The organism is Trabulsiella odontotermitis (assembly GCF_001188485.1).
Classification (GTDB): Bacteria; Pseudomonadota; Gammaproteobacteria; order Enterobacterales; family Enterobacteriaceae; genus Trabulsiella; species Trabulsiella odontotermitis_A.
In genome coordinates, this window is sequence record NZ_JNGH01000105.1 from 74,326 (window position 1) to 91,504 (window position 17,179).

The 17,179-nt window shown below is 57.5% G+C and carries 13 protein-coding genes and 3 pseudogenes; 10 read left to right on the forward strand and 6 right to left on the reverse strand.

The window, feature by feature from the left end:
• Positions 1–17: 17 nt before the first annotated feature.
• From deoA to deoD, 3 genes and pseudogenes are all read left to right on the forward strand, one after another.
• Positions 18–1,091, forward strand: a pseudogene (gene deoA, locus GM30_RS18045) (thymidine phosphorylase); the annotation flags it as partial.
• Between the two features lie 98 nt (positions 1,092–1,189).
• Positions 1,190–2,413, forward strand: a complete 1,224-nt coding sequence (gene deoB, locus GM30_RS18050; protein ID WP_049849755.1) for a phosphopentomutase — start codon at positions 1,190–1,192, stop codon at positions 2,411–2,413.
• A gap of 66 nt (positions 2,414–2,479) precedes the next feature.
• Positions 2,480–3,199, forward strand: a complete 720-nt coding sequence (gene deoD / locus GM30_RS18055) for a purine-nucleoside phosphorylase (protein WP_049849756.1) — start codon at positions 2,480–2,482, stop codon at positions 3,197–3,199.
• Between the two features lie 43 nt (positions 3,200–3,242).
• On the opposite strand, the gene lplA is transcribed toward deoD, so the two are convergent.
• Both lplA and GM30_RS18065 read right to left on the reverse strand, forming a co-directional pair.
• The gene (lplA, locus tag GM30_RS18060) at positions 3,243–4,259 is read right to left on the reverse strand and encodes a lipoate--protein ligase (protein ID WP_049849757.1); all 1,017 of its coding nucleotides are present in this window, start codon (positions 4,257–4,259) and stop codon (positions 3,243–3,245) included.
• A gap of 35 nt (positions 4,260–4,294) precedes the next feature.
• The gene (locus tag GM30_RS18065) at positions 4,295–4,942 is read right to left on the reverse strand and encodes a YtjB family periplasmic protein (protein WP_049849758.1); all 648 of its coding nucleotides are present in this window, start codon (positions 4,940–4,942) and stop codon (positions 4,295–4,297) included.
• A gap of 104 nt (positions 4,943–5,046) precedes the next feature.
• On the opposite strand from GM30_RS18065, the gene serB reads away from it, so the two are divergent.
• From serB to nadR, 3 genes and pseudogenes are all read left to right on the forward strand, one after another.
• Entirely contained in the window at positions 5,047–6,018 is a 972-nt protein-coding gene (serB, locus tag GM30_RS18070) for a phosphoserine phosphatase (RefSeq protein WP_049849759.1), read from the forward strand.
• 9 nt (positions 6,019–6,027) lie between these two features.
• A pseudogene (radA, locus tag GM30_RS18075) lies at positions 6,028–7,370 on the forward strand (DNA repair protein RadA).
• 33 nt (positions 7,371–7,403) lie between these two features.
• Positions 7,404–8,636, forward strand: a complete 1,233-nt coding sequence (nadR, locus tag GM30_RS18080; RefSeq protein WP_049849760.1) for a multifunctional transcriptional regulator/nicotinamide-nucleotide adenylyltransferase/ribosylnicotinamide kinase NadR — start codon at positions 7,404–7,406, stop codon at positions 8,634–8,636.
• Positions 8,637–8,690: 54 nt separating this feature from the next.
• On the opposite strand, the gene GM30_RS18085 is transcribed toward nadR, so the two are convergent.
• Positions 8,691–9,692 carry a zinc-binding alcohol dehydrogenase family protein gene (locus tag GM30_RS18085; protein WP_049849761.1) on the reverse strand — a complete coding sequence of 334 codons (1,002 nt, stop codon included), beginning with the start codon at positions 9,690–9,692 and terminating at the stop codon, positions 8,691–8,693.
• Between the two features lie 108 nt (positions 9,693–9,800).
• Between GM30_RS18085 and GM30_RS18090 the strand changes: the two genes are divergently transcribed.
• The gene (locus GM30_RS18090) at positions 9,801–10,700 is read left to right on the forward strand and encodes a LysR family transcriptional regulator (RefSeq protein WP_049849762.1); all 900 of its coding nucleotides are present in this window, start codon (positions 9,801–9,803) and stop codon (positions 10,698–10,700) included.
• A gap of 93 nt (positions 10,701–10,793) precedes the next feature.
• On the opposite strand, the gene ettA is transcribed toward GM30_RS18090, so the two are convergent.
• Positions 10,794–12,461, reverse strand: a complete 1,668-nt coding sequence (gene ettA, locus GM30_RS18095) for an energy-dependent translational throttle protein EttA (protein ID WP_049849763.1) — start codon at positions 12,459–12,461, stop codon at positions 10,794–10,796.
• A 181-nt stretch (positions 12,462–12,642) separates the two neighbouring features.
• Between ettA and sltY the strand changes: the two are divergent.
• Together sltY and trpR are read left to right on the forward strand one after the other, a co-directional pair.
• Positions 12,643–14,522: pseudogene (gene sltY / locus GM30_RS18100) on the forward strand (murein transglycosylase).
• A gap of 90 nt (positions 14,523–14,612) precedes the next feature.
• Entirely contained in the window at positions 14,613–14,942 is a 330-nt protein-coding gene (gene trpR, locus GM30_RS18105; protein ID WP_049849764.1) for a trp operon repressor, read from the forward strand.
• On the opposite strand, the gene yjjX is transcribed toward trpR, so the two are convergent.
• Positions 14,933–15,448: an inosine/xanthosine triphosphatase gene (gene yjjX, locus GM30_RS18110; protein ID WP_049849765.1), complete on the reverse strand. Its 516-nt coding sequence runs from the start codon at positions 15,446–15,448 to the stop codon at positions 14,933–14,935. The genes trpR and yjjX overlap by 10 nt on opposite strands.
• Before the next feature lie 53 nt (positions 15,449–15,501).
• Here yjjX and gpmB point away from each other — a divergent pair, with 53 nt between their 5' ends.
• Positions 15,502–16,149 carry a 2,3-diphosphoglycerate-dependent phosphoglycerate mutase GpmB gene (gene gpmB / locus GM30_RS18115; protein WP_049849766.1) on the forward strand — a complete coding sequence of 216 codons (648 nt, stop codon included), beginning with the start codon at positions 15,502–15,504 and terminating at the stop codon, positions 16,147–16,149.
• Positions 16,150–16,155: 6 nt separating this feature from the next.
• Here the strand turns inward: gpmB and robA are convergent, their stop codons facing one another.
• Positions 16,156–17,025, reverse strand: coding sequence for an MDR efflux pump AcrAB transcriptional activator RobA (gene robA / locus GM30_RS18120; protein WP_049849767.1), 870 nt, complete (start codon positions 17,023–17,025; stop codon positions 16,156–16,158).
• Positions 17,026–17,179: the final 154 nt, after the last annotated feature.

Genomic DNA, 17,179 nt, shown 5'->3' on the forward strand with positions numbered 1-17,179 from the left:
TTCGCGGCGGGGCATCNGGTCACGCACTCAGTGATGAAGAAATACGCTTTTTCATCAACGGCATTCGCGATAACACCATTTCGGAAGGGCAAATTGCCGCACTGGCAATGACCATTTTCTTCCACGATATGACCATGCCGGAACGTGTCTCGCTGACCATGGCGATGCGGGATTCAGGAACCGTGCTGGACTGGAAGAGCCTGAACCTGAACGGTCCGATTGTGGACAAACACTCCACGGGCGGCGTGGGCGACGTAACGTCCCTCATGCTCGGCCCGATGGTCGCGGCCTGCGGCGGCTACGTGCCGATGATCTCCGGGCGCGGCCTGGGGCATACCGGCGGTACGCTCGACAAACTGGAAGCGATCCCGGGCTTTGACATCTTCCCGGACGACAACCGTTTCCGCGACATTATCAAAGACGTCGGCGTCGCGATTATCGGGCAGACCAGCTCGCTGGCTCCGGCGGACAAACGTTTTTACGCCACCCGCGACATTACCGCGACGGTGGACTCCATTCCGCTGATCACCGGGTCGATCCTCGCCAAAAAACTGGCGGAAGGGCTGGACGCGCTGGTGATGGATGTGAAAGTGGGCAGCGGCGCGTTTATGCCGACCTATGAACTTTCTGAAGCGCTGGCAGAAGCGATTGTTGGCGTGGCTAACGGCGCAGGCGTACGTACCACAGCGCTGCTGACCGACATGAATCAGGTGCTGGCGTCCAGCGCCGGTAACGCCGTCGAAGTGCGCGAAGCGGTGCAGTTCCTGACGGGCGAATACCGTAACCCGCGTCTGTTCGACGTCACCATGGCGCTGTGCGTGGAGATGCTGATCTCCGGCAAGCTGGCAAAAGACGACGCCGAGGCGCGCGCAAAACTGCAGGCGGTGCTCGACAACGGCAAAGCAGCGGAAACCTTCGGTCGCATGGTCGCGGCGCAGAAAGGCCCCACCGACTTCGTGGAAAATTATGGTCGTTATCTGCCGACAGCGACGCTGAGCAAAGCAGTCTACGCTGATACTGAAGGGTTCGTCAGCCAGATGGATACCCGCGCGCTGGGTATGGCGGGGGGGGTGGTGGGGGGGNTGAAAAAGCACCAAAAGAGACACCAACAGTCTATCGCCGCATTACCGAATAACGATATACTGATCTGATCGCTTTTTTGCAGCGCATAGAGTACGGAGATTGATTGATGAAACGTGCATTTATTATGGTGCTGGACTCCTTCGGCATCGGTGCTACTGAAGATGCTGACCGTTTTGGCGACGTGGGTTCAGATACCCTCGGCCATATCGCGGAAGCCTGTGCCAAAGGGGAAGCTGACAACGGTCGTAAAGGTCCGCTGAATCTGCCGAACCTGACCCGTCTGGGTCTGGCGAAAGCCCACGAAGGCTCCACCGGTAAAATTGCTGCAGGCCCGGACGGCAATGCGGAAGTGATTGGCGCGTACGCCTGGGCGCACGAGCTCTCTTCCGGTAAAGATACCCCGTCGGGTCACTGGGAAATCGCCGGTGTACCGGTGCTGTTTGACTGGGGCTATTTCTCCGATCACGACAACAGCTTCCCGCAGGAACTGTTGGATAAGCTGGTGAAACGCGCAAATCTGCCGGGTTACCTCGGCAACTGCCACTCCTCCGGAACGGTGATCCTCGACCAGCTCGGTGAAGAGCATATGAAAACCGGCAAACCGATTTTCTATACTTCTGCGGACTCAGTTTTCCAGATCGCCTGTCACGAAGAGACCTTTGGCCTCGACAAGCTGTATGAGTTGTGTGAAATCGCCCGTGAAGAGCTGACCGAAGGCGGCTACAACATTGGCCGCGTGATCGCGCGTCCGTTTATCGGCGACAAAGCGGGGAACTTCCAGCGTACCGGCAACCGTCACGATCTGGCGGTAGAACCACCGGCACCGACCATTCTGCAGAAACTGGTCGACGAGAAAGACGGTCAGGTGGTGTCCGTGGGTAAAATCGCCGATATCTACGCCAACTGCGGCATCACTAAAAAAGTGAAAGCCACCGGGCTGGATGCGCTGTTCGACGCCACCCTCAAAGAGATGAAAGAAGCAGGCGACAAGACCATTGTCTTCACCAACTTCGTTGATTTCGACTCTTCGTGGGGTCACCGTCGTGATGTCGCGGGCTATGCCGCTGGTCTGGAACTGTTCGACCGTCGTCTGCCGGAGCTGATGGAACTGGTGGGTGAGGACGATGTGCTGATCCTGACCGCCGACCACGGCTGCGATCCAACCTGGAAAGGCACCGACCACACCCGCGAGCACATCCCGGTGCTGGTTTACGGTCCGAAAGTGAAAGCGGGCTCTCTGGGCCACCGCGAAACATTCGCGGATATTGGTCAGACGCTGGCGAAATACTTTGGCACTTCCGACATGGAATATGGCAAGGCCATGTTTTAACGTCATTGCCGGGTAAGGCGCAGCCGCCACCCGGCATAAACCAACATACTAATAAGGGAATTGAAGATGGCTACCCCACACATTAACGCAGAAATGGGTGATTTCGCAGACGTTGTGCTGATGCCGGGCGATCCGTTGCGTGCAAAGCATATTGCAGAAACTTTCCTCGAAGACTTCCGCGAAGTGAACAACGTGCGCGGCATGCTGGGTTACACCGGTACCTACAAAGGTCGCAAAATCTCCGTGATGGGCCACGGCATGGGCATTCCGTCCTGCTCCATCTACACCAAAGAGCTGATCACCGATTTCGGCGTGAAGAAAATCATTCGCGTGGGTTCCTGCGGCGCGGTGCGTCAGGACGTAAAACTGCGTGACGTGGTGATCGGCATGGGTGCCTGCACCGACTCCAAAGTGAACCGCCTGCGTTTTAAAGATCATGACTTTGCCGCTATCGCGGACTTCGGCATGGTGCGTAACGCAGTAGATGCGGCAAAAGCGCTGGGCGTTGATGCGCGCGTCGGCAACATCTTCTCTGCCGATCTGTTCTATACGCCGGACCCGAGCATGTTCGACGTGATGGAGAAATACGGCATTCTGGGCGTGGAAATGGAAGCGGCAGGTATCTATGGCGTGGCAGCAGAATTCGGGGCGAAAGCGCTGACTATCTGCACCGTGTCTGACCATATCCGCACTCACGAGCAGACTTCTGCCGCTGAACGTCAGACCACGTTCAACGACATGATCAAAATCGCGCTGGAATCCGTTCTGCTGGGCGATAAAGAGTAAGTCTTGTCTGTGCCCGCTGGCGCAGCGCCAGCGGGCTTTTTTACTAGCGCACGGCCTGCGCAATCCATGCTGACAAATCCCTTAACTCTTTTTCCTGCTCCGGAAAATCTCCCAGCAGCGCATCGCACTCCTGCTGCAGCATATCTGCCCGATACAGACAGCCCTGCAACCGTGCCGCCAGCGCTTCTAACGGCGCCGGATTGAGGCTATCGGTAAACACCTGCGTACGGGTGATGTGGCCTTTCTCAACGTCAAAATGCAGCTCAACGCCGCCCCAGGTAAAACGCTCATCCAGCAGATGCGAGAACGCAGGCGCCTGGCCGAAGTTCCATTCCCAACTGCTCTGGCGGGCAAACGTTTCGGCAAAATTGGGCAGATCCGGCGTCTTGTCCGGGGAGATGATCTCCGCTTCCACGCGCTCGCCGTAGTGCGCGAAAAAGGCGTCGGTGACCGCCTGGCAAATCTGCTCGTGGGTGATCCCCGGCAACAGTTCGATAAGATTAGCGACGCGACCACGCACGGAGGTGATTCCCTTCGCCTGCAGCTTTTTCTTGTCAGGATTCAGGTAGTTAGCCAGTCGGCTGAGATCGGCGTTCAATAACAGCGTACCGTGGTGGAAGCCGCGGTCTTTGGTTTCGCGGTAGGCGGAGCCGGAGACTTTGCGATCGCCTTCCGGCGTTTTGACCACCAGATCGTTGCGCCCGGAGGCTTCCGCTGTCACGCCGAGCGCGTTGAGCGCCTCCAGCACGATGGCGGTAGAAATGGTTTTATCGTATTCCGGTTTGCCCGCCATAAAGGTAAAGCAAGTATTGCCCAGATCATGGAACACCGCGCCGCCGCCACTGCTGCGACGCGCCAGGCGCACGTTATCCTCTTCCATACGGCGCGTGTTGCACTCTTTCCACGGATTCTGCGCACGGCCAATCACCACCGTATCGGCGTTGCGCCACAGGAACAGCACGCGCTGCGTGGCGGGCATCTGGCGGAAAATACACTCTTCCACCGCGAGGTTAAACCAGGGATCGTATGAGTCTGAAATAAGCAGACGGAGCGTCGACATGGCAGATTTCCTTTCTGAAACGAACCCTGATTCTATCATCCTTCTTTCTTCTCGCTCTCATCCTCTTCCGGCACCGATTTGTTGGCGGTGAGCAGGAAAGGGGATTGTTGCCAGCGGGTGCGTTTGCCACGCAGCAGGGTACGCGCCAGCACCACGCCCGTCGCCAGCGACAGCAGCAGCATCAGACGAAGCATATTAGTAGTGTTATCCACCTGCCGGGCTTCCGTTGGCAGCGTGTGGGTATCCAGCGTAAGACGCAGATAGCCGAGCGGGCCGTTTTTGCCCTGCACCGGTTCCACGATTTGCTGATTAAAATAGCCGCCCGCTTTTTTGCCATCCAGTGCCAGCCGATCACGGACGTTGACACCTTCCCCGGCGCGGGCAATCAGATCGCCCTGACCGTCGTAGACGCCCGCATCAAGAATGCGGCTCTCGGTCGTCAGCTGCGTCAGGATATGCGCGATCCGCTTTTCATCGGGATTATCCGTGCGCATCAGCGGTGCCAGGTTCTGTGTCACCTGTCGGGCCAGCGTCCGCGCCAGCTCCTCCAGTTGCGGATTACGCTGCCGCTGGTGGTTTTGGCTGAACCAGGACGCTCCCTGCATCAGGGCAACGAGCGTGGCGAGACATATCAGAACGATCACGGCGCGATGCAGCCGGAATTTCAGTTTTGCGCGAACCATATTCCACCTTTGAAAATTTGCAGCTTAATGTTGCCAGAAGCGCTGGTTACAAGGTAGCCTCATGCGTTAATTTCCTTATCTGTTTGTTGATGTGTGGAGCTGTAATGCCGAACAGTCTGACCTGGTGCGATCTCTCAGAAGACGTCTCTCTGTGGCCCGGATTGCCGCTTTCTTTAAGCGGCGACGAAGTGATGCCGCTGGATTATCATGCTGGCCGCAGCGGCTGGCTGTTGTACGGCCGCGGCCTTGATAAAACACGTCTGACGACCTATCAGCGTACGTTAGGGGCGGCGATGGTGATCGTCTCCGCCTGGTGCGTGGAGGATTATCAGGTCATCCGCCTGGCGGGTTCGCTGACCCCACGCGCGACGCGTCTGGCGCATGACGCCGGGCTGGACGTTGCGCCGCTCGGTAAAATCCCGCACCTTAAAAGCCCTGGCCTGCTGGTGATGGACATGGATTCTACGGCCATTCAGATCGAATGCATCGATGAAATCGCGAAATTAGCCGGTACCGGCGACAGGGTCGCGGAAGTCACCGAGCGCGCCATGCGCGGCGAGCTGGATTTTACCGCCAGCCTGCGCAGCCGTGTGGCGACGCTGAAGGGCGCCGACGCCTCTATTCTACGCCAGGTTCGTGACGATTTGCCGTTGATGCCTGGGCTGACGCAACTCGTGCTGAAATTACAGGCATTGGGCTGGAAGGTGGCCATCGCCTCCGGCGGCTTCACCTTCTTCGCTGACTACCTGCGCGATAAACTGCACCTCAGCAGCGTGGTTGCCAACGAACTGGAAATCATGGACGGCAAGCTGACCGGCCACGTGGTCGGTGATATTGTCGATGCGAAATACAAAGCCAATACCCTGAAGCGTCTGGCGGAAAAATATGAAATTCCGGACGGGCAAACGGTCGCCGTGGGCGATGGCGCCAACGATCTACCGATGATCAAAGCCGCCGGGCTGGGCATTGCCTATCACGCCAAACCAAAAGTTAATGAACAGACGGAAGTGTCTATCCGTCACGCTGACCTGATGGGGATCTTCTGTATTCTCTCCGGCAGCCTGAATCAAAAGTAAGAGGTCTCTGTGGCGAAAGCACCCAAACGCGCCTTTGTCTGTAACGAATGTGGTGCGGATTATCCGCGCTGGCAGGGGCAATGTAGCGCCTGTCATGCCTGGAACACGATCACCGAAGTGCGTATTGCCGCTTCGCCCACAGTGGCGCGTAATGAGCGTCTGAGCGGCTATGCGGGCAGCGGTGGCCCGGCGAAAGTCCAGAAGCTGTCGGATATTAGCCTTGAAGAACTGCCGCGTTTCTCCACCGGCTTTAAAGAGTTTGACCGCGTGCTCGGCGGCGGCGTTGTGCCAGGCAGTGCGATCCTGATTGGCGGCAACCCCGGCGCGGGGAAATCCACGCTGCTGCTGCAGACGCTGTGCCGCCTCGCTGAACAGATGAAAACTCTGTACGTTACCGGCGAAGAGTCGCTGCAACAGGTGGCGATGCGCGCGCACCGTCTTAATTTGCCCACGGCAAATCTCAATATGCTGTCAGAAACCAGCATCGAACAAATCTGCCTGATTGCCGACGAAGAACAGCCGAAGCTGATGGTCATCGACTCCATTCAGGTGATGCACATGGCGGATATCCAGTCGTCCCCCGGCAGCGTTGCGCAGGTGCGTGAAACGGCCGCCTATTTGACGCGGTTCGCCAAAACGCGCGGCGTGGCGATCGTGATGGTCGGCCATGTCACCAAAGATGGCTCGCTGGCCGGGCCGAAAGTGCTTGAGCACTGCATCGATTGCTCGGTAATGCTCGACGGCGACGCCGATTCCCGCTTTCGTACGCTGCGCAGCCACAAGAACCGCTTTGGCGCNTGCGTGAAGTCAGCAACCCGTCGGCAATTTTCTTGAGTCGCGGCGATGAAGTAACCTCCGGCAGTTCGGTGATGGTGGTATGGGAAGGGACGCGCCCGCTGCTGGTGGAAATTCAGGCGCTGGTGGATCACTCGATGATGGCTAACCCGCGCCGCGTGGCGGTGGGGCTGGAACAGAACCGACTGGCGATTCTGCTGGCGGTACTGCACCGTCACGGCGGTCTGCAGATGGCCGATCAGGACGTTTTCGTTAACGTGGTCGGCGGCGTGAAGGTCACCGAAACCAGCGCCGATCTGGCACTGCTGCTGGCGATGGTCTCGAGCCTGCGCGACAGGCCGCTGCCGCAGGATTTGGTCGTCTTTGGTGAAGTCGGGCTGGCGGGTGAAATTCGTCCGGTGCCGAGCGGTCAGGAACGGATTTCCGAAGCGGCCAAACACGGTTTTCGGCGGGCGATTGTACCTGCCGCCAACGTGCCGAAAAAAGTCCCGGAAGGGATGCAAGTCTTTGGTGTTAAAAAACTCTCTGATGCGTTAAGTGTCTTTGACGACTTATAATACAAAGCACGACTTCATTTCAGAGGGGCATTCATGTCGTCATTTGACTATCTGAAAACCGCCATCCGCCAGAAAGGCTGCACCCTGCAGCAGGTGGCGGATGCCAGCGGCATGACCAAAGGCTATTTAAGCCAGCTGTTGAATGCCAAAATTAAAAGCCCCAGCGCGCAAAAGCTGGAAGCGCTGCACCGTTTTCTGGGGCTTGAGTTTCCGCGTCGTGAGAAAAATATCGGCGTGGTGTTTGGTAAGTTTTATCCGCTGCATACCGGTCATATCTATCTGATTCAGCGTGCCTGTAGCCAGGTCGATGAGTTGCACATCATTATGGGGTATGACGACACGCGCGACCGCGAGCTGTTCGAAGACAGCGCCATGTCCCAGCAGCCGACCGTGCCGGATCGCCTGCGCTGGCTGCTGCAAACCTTTAAATACCAGAAAAACATCCGCATTCACGCCTTCAATGAAGAGGGGATGGAGCCCTATCCACACGGCTGGGACGTCTGGAGCCGCGGCATTCATGCCTTCATGGAAGAGAAGGGGATCGCGCCGAACTGGATTTACACCTCCGAAGAGGCCGATGCGCCGCAGTATCTGAAGCATCTGGGCGTTGAGACGGTGATTATCGATCCGAAACGTACCTTCATGAACATCAGCGGCGCGCAGATCCGCGAGAACCCGTTCCGCTACTGGGAATACATCCCAACGGAAGTGAAGCCGTTTTTCGTGCGCACCGTGGCGATATTGGGCGGCGAATCAAGCGGTAAATCGACGCTGGTAAACAAGCTCGCCAATATTTTCAACACCACCAGCGCCTGGGAATATGGCCGCGATTATGTCTTTTCGCACCTCGGTGGTGATGAGATGGCGCTGCAGTATTCCGACTATGACAAGATCGCGCTCGGTCATGCGCAATATATTGATTTCGCGGTCAAATACGCCAATAAAGTCGCGTTTGTCGATACCGATTTCGTCACCACGCAGGCGTTCTGTAAAAAATACGAAGGGCGCGAGCACCCGTTTGTGCAGGCGCTGATTGATGAATACCGTTTCCACCTGGTTATTCTGCTGGAAAATAACACGCCGTGGGTGGCGGATGGCCTGCGCAGCCTCGGCAGTTCGGTGGATCGGCAGGAGTTTCAGGCGCTACTGGTGGAGATGCTCAACGCCAACAACATTGAGTTTGTGCATGTGGAAGAGTCGGATTACGACGGGCGATTCCTGCGCTGCGTGGAGCTGGTGAAAGAGATGATGGGCGAGCAGGGGTAAGCTTTAACCTCCCTCTCCCTGTGGGAGAGGGTCGGGGTGAGGGCATCAGACCACTCAGAACGCAACCACCACTTTCCCCCGCATATGCCCGTCGAGCACTTTGCGGTGCGCCTCGGTAATGCTTTCCACGCTCAGTCCGTGCAGCGTTTCGCTGAGCGAGCTTTCCACCACGCCGTCATCCACCAGCTTCGCCACGTCATTGAGGATCTCTCCCTGACGCGCCATATCTTCGGTCTGGTACATGCTGCGGGTATACATAAACTCCCAGTGCAGGGCGGCGGATTTGGATTTCAGCTTGTCCTGGTTCAGCGGGTGTTGATTCTCCACGATGGAACAAATATGCCCCTGCGGTGCGATCAGTTCGCTCACCGCGTCCCAGTGCCCGTCGGTATCGTTAAGAATAAAAATATAATCCACAAAGCTGATGCCCTGTTTTGCCAGCTCGCCTTTCAGATCCCGGTAGTTCACCACTAAATCAGCGCCGCGATCGCGACACCACTGGGCGGAATCTTTTCGTGATGCCGTCGCGACGATCTTCACCTTGCTGTTGTGCTTCGCAAACGGGATCGCAAGGGATCCGACGCCGCCCGCGCCGCCGATGATCAGCAGCGTTTTTTCCGATCCTGCATCCTGAATATTCAGGCGTTCAAACAGCCCTTCCCAGGCGGTCAGCGCGGTCAGGGGCAGCGCCGCAGAGGCCGCCCAGTCGAGGCTGGCGGGCTTATGTCCGACAATGCGCGCGTCGATAAGCTGGTGGGTGGTGTTGCTGCCGGGACGGGTGATGTCCCCCGCGTACCACACTTCGTCACCCGGTTTAAATCCGGTCACCGCGCTGCCCACGGCGGTGACAATCCCGCTGGCATCCCAGCCGAGAATACGCGGCGTTTGAATACCGCTTTTAGCGATACCGGCGTGAACTTTGGTATCCACCGGGTTCACCGAAACGGCTTTCACCTCGACCAGCAGATCGTGTTCGCCCGGCGCGGGCAGGGGCAGATTGATTTCAATAAACGTGGAGGGATTTTCTGGGTTAACGGCGATGGCTTTAACTGACATGGTGTGCTCCTCAATGGAATGCGTTGTGTTGAGGCTAGTCTATAAAGTGGTCAGCTGCGTGATAAGATGGACAATCAAGAACGAAGTGTTCGCACAGGATGAACAATCATGTTTAAACAGCTACATGACATGGCGCTGTTTGCGCTGGTGGCCGAGATGGGCAGTTTTACCGCCGCCGCGCAAAAAGCCGGGCTGCCGAAGTCCAGCGTCAGCCAGCGCATCAGCCAGCTTGAAGAGCAGGTGGGCATCCGGCTGCTGAACCGCACTACGCGCAAGCTCAATCTGACCTTTGCGGGCGAGCATTATCTGGTGCATTGCCGGGAGATGCTGGCCGCCAGCGAGCGGGCGGAGTACGCCATTCAGCGCCTGCGGGATAACCCGAGTGGGAGGCTTCGCATTACCTGTCCGGCGGGGCTGGGGGCGACGCTGCTGGCGCATATGAACGCCGAGTTTCAGCGCCGCTACCCGGACGTGTCGCTGGATGTCTCGATTTCGGACGACGTGGTGGATCTGGTGGAGTCTGGCTTTGACGTGGCGCTGCGCACCGGTAAGCCGCAGGATTCCTCCCTGATCGGCCGCATGATCGGCCACTGCCCGCGCTATATGCTGGCGTCGCCGGATTACCTCGCGCGTTTTGCTCCGCTCGAACACCCTCGTCAGCTGGTGGAGCATCGCTGTATTACGCACAAAGCCTGGTCGGAGTGGGTATTGCAACGCGGCAGTGAGGATCATCGCTATTTGCCGGATAACGCCCATCTGACGGATAACCTGGTTTACGCGCGCGAGTGTGCGATTGCTGGTGCCGGGATCACGCTGCTGCCCGCTTTTTTGCTGGAAGATAAGATTGAGAAAGGGGCGTTAGTTCAGGTGCTGTCTGAGTGGAACGTGGAGGGGAACGACCTGTGGCTGGCCTACCCGAGCCGTAAGCTGAACTCGCCTGCGCTGATGCGCTATATCGACTTTGCGATGCAGTTTGATGAGGTGAAGCGGTTTTATGTGGGGCGTTGAAAAAAGCCGGGTGGCGCTAACGCTTACCCGGCCTACAAACCGCACGTAACCGTAGGCCGGGTAAGGCGAAGCCGCCACCCGGCACTCAGGCACTTACTTAGCAATACGCTTGTACTTAATACGCTTCGGCTCCAGCGCGTCGGCGCCCAGCGTGCGTTTTTTGTACTCTTCGTATTCAGTAAAGTTACCTTCAAAGAATTCGACCTTACCTTCGTCCTGGTAATCCAGAATGTGGGTCGCAATACGGTCGAGGAACCAACGGTCATGCGAGATAACCATCGCGCAGCCCGGGAACTCCAGCAGGGCGTTTTCCAGCGCGCGCAGGGTTTCGATATCCAGGTCGTTGGTCGGTTCATCAAGCAGCAGCACGTTACCGCCCACCTGCAGCAGCTTCGCCAGATGCAGACGACCACGCTCACCACCGGACAGCTCACCCACGCGTTTACCCTGATCGGTGCCTTTGAAGTTAAAGCGCCCAACGTACGCGCGGCTCGGCATTTCGGTGTTGCCGATCTTCATGATATCCAGCCCGCCGGAAACCTCTTCCCACACGGTTTTGCTGTTGTCCATGCTGTCACGGAACTGATCCACCGACGCCAGCTTCACGGTTTCGCCGAGGGTGATGCTGCCGCTGTCCGGTTGTTCCTGACCGGACATCATGCGGAACAGGGTTGATTTACCCGCGCCGTTCGGACCGATGATGCCGACAATCGCGCCTTTCGGTACTGAGAAGGTCAGATCGTCAATCAGCAGGCGATCGCCGTAGGATTTACGCAGGTTGTTGACCTCAACGACTTTATCGCCCAGACGCGCGCCAGGTGGAATAAACAGTTCGTTGGTTTCGTTGCGTTTCTGGTATTCGGTGCTGTTAAGTTCTTCAAAGCGAGCCAGACGCGCCTTGCCTTTCGACTGACGGCCTTTCGCTCCCTGACGCACCCACTCCAGCTCTTTCTCAATGGATTTACGGCGTGCCGCTTCCTGAGAGGCTTCCTGCGCCAGACGCTGGTCTTTCTGCTCCAGCCAGGATGAGTAGTTGCCTTCCCACGGAATGCCTTCGCCACGGTCAAGTTCGAGGATCCAGCCGGCGACGTTATCCAGGAAGTAACGGTCGTGGGTAATCGCCACCACGGTGCCTTCGAAGTCGTGCAGGAAGCGTTCCAGCCAGGCCACGGATTCGGCGTCCAGGTGGTTGGTCGGTTCGTCGAGCAGCAGCATGTCTGGTTTTTCCAGCAGCAGGCGGCACAGCGCCACGCGGCGGCGCTCACCCCCGGACAGGTTCGCGATTTTCGCATCCCACTCCGGCAGACGCAGCGCATCGGCTGCGCGTTCCAGCTGCACGTTCAGGTTATGACCGTCGTGTGCCTGGATTATCTCTTCCAGCTTGCCCTGTTCGGCAGCCAGTTTGTCGAAATCGGCGTCCGGATCGGCGTACAGCGCGTAGACTTCATCCAGCCGTTTCAGAGCGTTAACCACTTCAGAGAGCGCCTCTTCCACGGATTCACGCACGGTTTGTTCAGGATTCAGCTGAGGTTCCTGCGGCAGATAGCCAATTTTAATGCCAGGCTGCGGGCGGGCTTCGCCTTCGATATCGGTATCGATGCCCGCCATGATGCGCAGCAGGGTAGACTTACCGGCGCCGTTCAGGCCAAGAACACCGATTTTTGCGCCAGGGAAGAAGCTCAGCGAGATATTTTTTAAAATATGACGTTTCGGCGGAACCACTTTGCCGACACGATGCATGGTATAAACGAATTGAGCCACGTTGGACTTCGCCTCTTTTATTTTGATCGGAAGTTTTCAAAGGCGAAGTGTAGCCTTTTTCGCAGGCTAAGCCCAGCAAGGTAAAAAAGTGTCTGGAACATGGCGCATTCGGCAATGTCTGATTAGCATAAGATAGGCCCTAAGCGGCACGATGCTGCATTTTTATATTGAGGAAGAGCGTGTGGAAAGAGCCAAAACCCTGGCCTGGCGTTTGCTGGCCGCCAGCGTCTGCCTGCTGTCAGTAAACAGCCTGGCGCATGCCGATTCACTGGATGAACAGCGTAGCCGCTATCTCCAGGTCAAACAGGCGTGGGATAACCGGCAAATGGACGTGGTTGCACAACTGATGCCCACGCTGAAAGACTATCCGCTGTATCCCTATCTGGAATACCGTCAGCTCACTGACGATCTGATGAATGAACCCGCGATTACCGTGACCAATTTTGTGCGCGCCAACCCGACGTTACCCCCGGCGCGTACGCTGCAAAACCGTTTTGTGAACGAGCTGGCGCGCCGTGAAGACTGGCGTGGCCTGCTGGCCTTCAGCCCGGAAAAACCGGGCACCACCGAAGCGCAATGTAACTACTATTTCGCCAAATACAGCGTCGGGTTGACGCAAGACGCCTGGGCGGGCGCGAAAGATCTGTGGCTGACCGGCAAGAGCCAGCCGAACGCCTGTGATAAACTTTTCAGCGCCTGGCGTTCGTCAGGAACGCAGGATCCACTGGCGTATCTGGAGCGCATCCGCCTGGCGATGACCGCAGGCAACACCGGGCTGGTGAAAGCGCTGGCGGCACAGATGCCGGGCGATTATCTCACCATCGCGGCGGCGGTCACCGATCTCGCCAATAATCCGCAGAACGTGCTGACGTTCGCCAGTACAACCGGCGCAACGGATTTCACTCGCCAGATGGCGGCGGTGGCCTTTGCCAGCGTTGCGCGGCAGGATGCGGAAAACGCCCGCCTGATGATCCCATCGCTGGTACAGGCGCAGCAGTTGAATGACGCGCAGACGCAGGAACTGCGCGACATCGTGGCCTGGCGTCTGATGGGCAACGACGTTACCAGCGAACAGGCGCGCTGGCGTGACGACGCGATTATGCGCTCGCAATCCACATCGCTGCTGGAGCGCCGCGTGCGCATGGCGATTGGCATCGGCGATCGCCGGGGTCTCAACACCTGGCTGTCGCGGCNNAACGCGGGCGCGACGCTGAAGCCAAAGAGATTTTACGCTCGCTGATGCAGCAGCGCGGTTTCTACCCGATGGTGGCCGCTCAGCGTCTCGGCGAAGATTATCCACTGCGCGTTGAAAAAGCCGAGGGTACCATTGCGCCGCTGCTGGTCAACGGTCAGGAAATGGCACGCGTGCGTGAACTGATGTACTGGGGGCTGGATAACACCGCCCGTAGCGAATGGGCCAACCTGGTCAGCAGCCGGACGAAAAACGAACAGGCGCAGTTGGCGCGTTACGCTTTCGACCAGGACTGGTGGGATCTCAGCGTGCAGGCGACCATTGCCGGGAAACTGTGGGATAACTTGCAGGAACGCTTCCCGCTGGCCTATAAAGATCTCTACGCGCGTTACACCCGCGACAAGGACATCTCGCAGAGCTATGCAATGGCGATTTCGCGGCAGGAAAGCGCCTGGAACCCGAAAGTGCGTTCGCCGGTCGGCGCGACGGGCTTGATGCAACTGATGCCCGCGACGGCCAGCCATACGGTGAAAATGTTCAACATCCCGGGTTACAGCAGCCAGAGCCAACTGCTCGATCCTGAAACCAATATCAACATTGGCACGCGCTATCTGCAGTACGTCTACGAGCAGTTTGGGAATAATCGCATTTATGCTTCGGCGGCATATAACGCGGGTCCGGGTCGCGTACGGACGTGGCGCGGCAACAGCGCGGGACGCATTGATGCAGTGGCCTTTGTCGAGAGCATTCCATTCTCGGAAACCCGCAGCTATGTGAAGAACGTGCTGGCGTATGACGCCTACTATCGCTACTTCATGGGCGACAAACCGGTGATTTTGAGCGATTCGGAATGGCGCCAGCGTTACTGATTCGAAGGGAGTATGTTATGCTTTGTACTCGTTGAAGAGTACAAATAGTGGGCGGCAATCTCGCTGCCCACCCTGACATGGTGACCTGACATGAATCAGCAATCCCCTTATTCAGCGGCGGTGACCGAACAGCGCCATCAGGAATGGCTTCGTTTTGTGGAGTTGCTTCGCCAGGCGTACAGCGCCGATCTGCATCTTCCGCTGCTCAGCCTGATGTTGACGCCCGATGAGCGCGAAGCGCTGGGCACGCGCGTGCGCATTATTGAGGAGCTTTTACGTGGCGAAATGAGCCAGCGCGAGCTGAAAAGCGAGCTTGGCGCGGGCATTGCCACCATCACGCGCGGGTCAAACAGCCTGAAGTCGGCACCGGCGGAGCTGCGTCAGTGGCTCGAAGAGACGCTGCCAGGCACTCAGCGATAAATGGCGTTGTGAAACGGGCTGAGCGCCAGCACCACGGCCTGGTGGTAAACGCTGCTGCGGGTCAACGTGCCTGCGGTAAACACGCCAATCGCGCCTTCTTTGCGGCCAATCTCATCAATGCCGGTGTAGTGTGACATCACCGGCCCCAGCGCCTCACCGGCAAGCACTTTATCCAGAATGACCTTCGGCAGGGGAAGCGTGGCGGAACGCGCTTCGCCGCGCTGTTCGCGGTTTTCAATCACCACCCAACTGAAGGTGCTGCCCTCGTCGATACCGGCTTCTATCGCCACCCAGAAATCGGCGTCCGGGCGAGCGAGGCGGGCATTATCGACGCGATTCCGTGCGCCAGCGCGCGTTTCGTCACTTCCAAGCGGCTGTTCCGGTACGCCACTCTCGACGGAGATAGCATCAATATGGCAGGATCCTTCGCCGAAAATCTCGGTAAAAGCGGCAAGAATCGCCTGAATTTTGGCAGGATTGGTGGTTGCTGAGACAACATGGTGCATAATCAAGATATCATTACAAAGAAATTGTCATCGCAGTATAACGGATAAAAAGCATGTTACAGGTATACCTTGTTCGCCACGGTGAAACGCAGTGGAACGCCGAGCGACGCATTCAGGGCCAGTCCGACAGTCCGCTGACCGAGAAAGGTGAGCAACAGGCCTGGCAGGTGGGTGAACGCGCCAGAACATTAGGCATCACTCATATCATCTCCAGCGATTTAGGGCGTACGCGCCGCACGGCTGAGATCATCGCCGAAGCCTGCGGATGTAGTGTCACGCTTGACGCGCGCCTGCGTGAGCTGGACATGGGGGTGCTGGAAAAACGCCGCATTGAATCGCTGACCGAAGAGGAAGAGGGCTGGCGCCGTCAACTGGTCAACGGCACGCCGGACGGTCGCATTCCGGATGGCGAATCGATGCAGGAGCTGGGCAACCGTATGAACGCCGCGCTGGTCTCCTGCCTTGAGCTGCCGGAAGGGAGCCGCCCATTGCTGGTCAGCCACGGCATGGCGCTGGGCTGCCTCGTCAGTACGATCCTCGGGCTTCCGGCCTATGCCGAACGCCGTTTACGTTTACGTAACTGTTCGATTTCCCGCGTGGATTATCAGCAGAGCCCGTGGCTGGCGTCAGGATGGGTCGTTGAGACTGCAGGGGACGTCTCGCATCTTGATGCCCCTGCGTTAGATGAGCTGCAGCGTTAACCGCGACTAGCGACGAATAGGGATCAGGTACTCGCAGCGCAGTTGAATTGGCGGTTCCTGTCCCTTTGCTTCATCTTCCGGGAAGAAGCGTTCGATATCCAGGCCACGGCGGCGCGTCAGGTTGAGCATCGGCATACAACTGCCGTAGACCGTCAGAATAAATTCCTGCAGCCCGGTTCCCAACCCTTCATAGATGAACATCACATATTCCCCGCCTTCCAGCGTCACCGGATGCGTGTTCTGGACGTGCCCGTTCGCCAGTTCCGGCGTCAGCGCGGTGGTGTAGAACACCTCCTGCTCGTCGTCTTTATCCTTACTCGGGCGCGGTTCGTGTAACCCGTACAGCGTCGGGGGAATCGACGGGGTATTGCTGAGGAATTCACGCCAGAACTGCACGCGCATCTGATTACGGAAATCAGAAATCTCTTCCAGTTTACAGGTGTAGCTCTGGGTAATCCCGACGAGGTGCGTGTCCGGCAGCGTAACAAATTCATACTTCGGCATCGCAAATTCGCCCAGACGCAGCGGCGGACGCATGCCAAACGAGCTCCAGTCCGGCGAACGGCGATACAGCGCGGGCGTCTGGTTGAACTGTTTCTTAAAGGCGCGGGTAAACGTTTGTTGTGAATCAAAGCGATATTGTAAGGCGATATCCAGGATAGGACGTGCCGTCAGGCGCAGGGCAACGGCGGATTTGGACAGACGACGCGCGCGGATATAAGCGCCAATGGCATGGCCGGTAACGTCCTTGAACATTCTCTGCAGGTGCCACTTGGAATATCCCGCTTTGGCTGCCACATTATCCAGTGACAAAGGCTGATCCAGATGGCCCTCAAGCCAGGAAAGGAGATCGCGAATAATTCCTGCCTGATCCATATAAAGTCCTCGTCCTTAATCGCAGATGCCTGATAATAAGGTAGCGGATAATAACATTGTTTGAAGTTTTAGCATTCAGTGTTTTTTTTGTTCTTAAGTGCGATTCTGAACATAATTCGGGCATAATTATCCTAACGCTGTGATCTCTATGTAT

Bases quoted from the DNA above. Each gene is read 5' to 3' on its own strand.
- deoB (WP_049849755.1), top strand. From the start codon at position 1,190: ATGAAACGTGCATTTATTATGGTGCTGGACTCCTTCGGCATCGGTGCT.
- deoD (WP_049849756.1), top strand. From the start codon at position 2,480: ATGGCTACCCCACACATTAACGCAGAAATGGGTGATTTCGCAGACGTT.
- lplA (WP_049849757.1), bottom strand. From the start codon at position 4,259: ATGTCGACGCTCCGTCTGCTTATTTCAGACTCATACGATCCCTGGTTT.
- GM30_RS18065 (WP_049849758.1), bottom strand. From the start codon at position 4,942: ATGGTTCGCGCAAAACTGAAATTCCGGCTGCATCGCGCCGTGATCGTT.
- serB (WP_049849759.1), top strand. From the start codon at position 5,047: ATGCCGAACAGTCTGACCTGGTGCGATCTCTCAGAAGACGTCTCTCTG.
- nadR (WP_049849760.1), top strand. From the start codon at position 7,404: ATGTCGTCATTTGACTATCTGAAAACCGCCATCCGCCAGAAAGGCTGC.
- GM30_RS18085 (WP_049849761.1), bottom strand. From the start codon at position 9,692: ATGTCAGTTAAAGCCATCGCCGTTAACCCAGAAAATCCCTCCACGTTT.
- GM30_RS18090 (WP_049849762.1), top strand. From the start codon at position 9,801: ATGTTTAAACAGCTACATGACATGGCGCTGTTTGCGCTGGTGGCCGAG.
- trpR (WP_049849764.1), top strand. From the start codon at position 14,613: ATGAATCAGCAATCCCCTTATTCAGCGGCGGTGACCGAACAGCGCCAT.
- yjjX (WP_049849765.1), bottom strand. From the start codon at position 15,448: ATGCACCATGTTGTCTCAGCAACCACCAATCCTGCCAAAATTCAGGCG.
- gpmB (WP_049849766.1), top strand. From the start codon at position 15,502: ATGTTACAGGTATACCTTGTTCGCCACGGTGAAACGCAGTGGAACGCC.
- robA (WP_049849767.1), bottom strand. From the start codon at position 17,025: ATGGATCAGGCAGGAATTATTCGCGATCTCCTTTCCTGGCTTGAGGGC.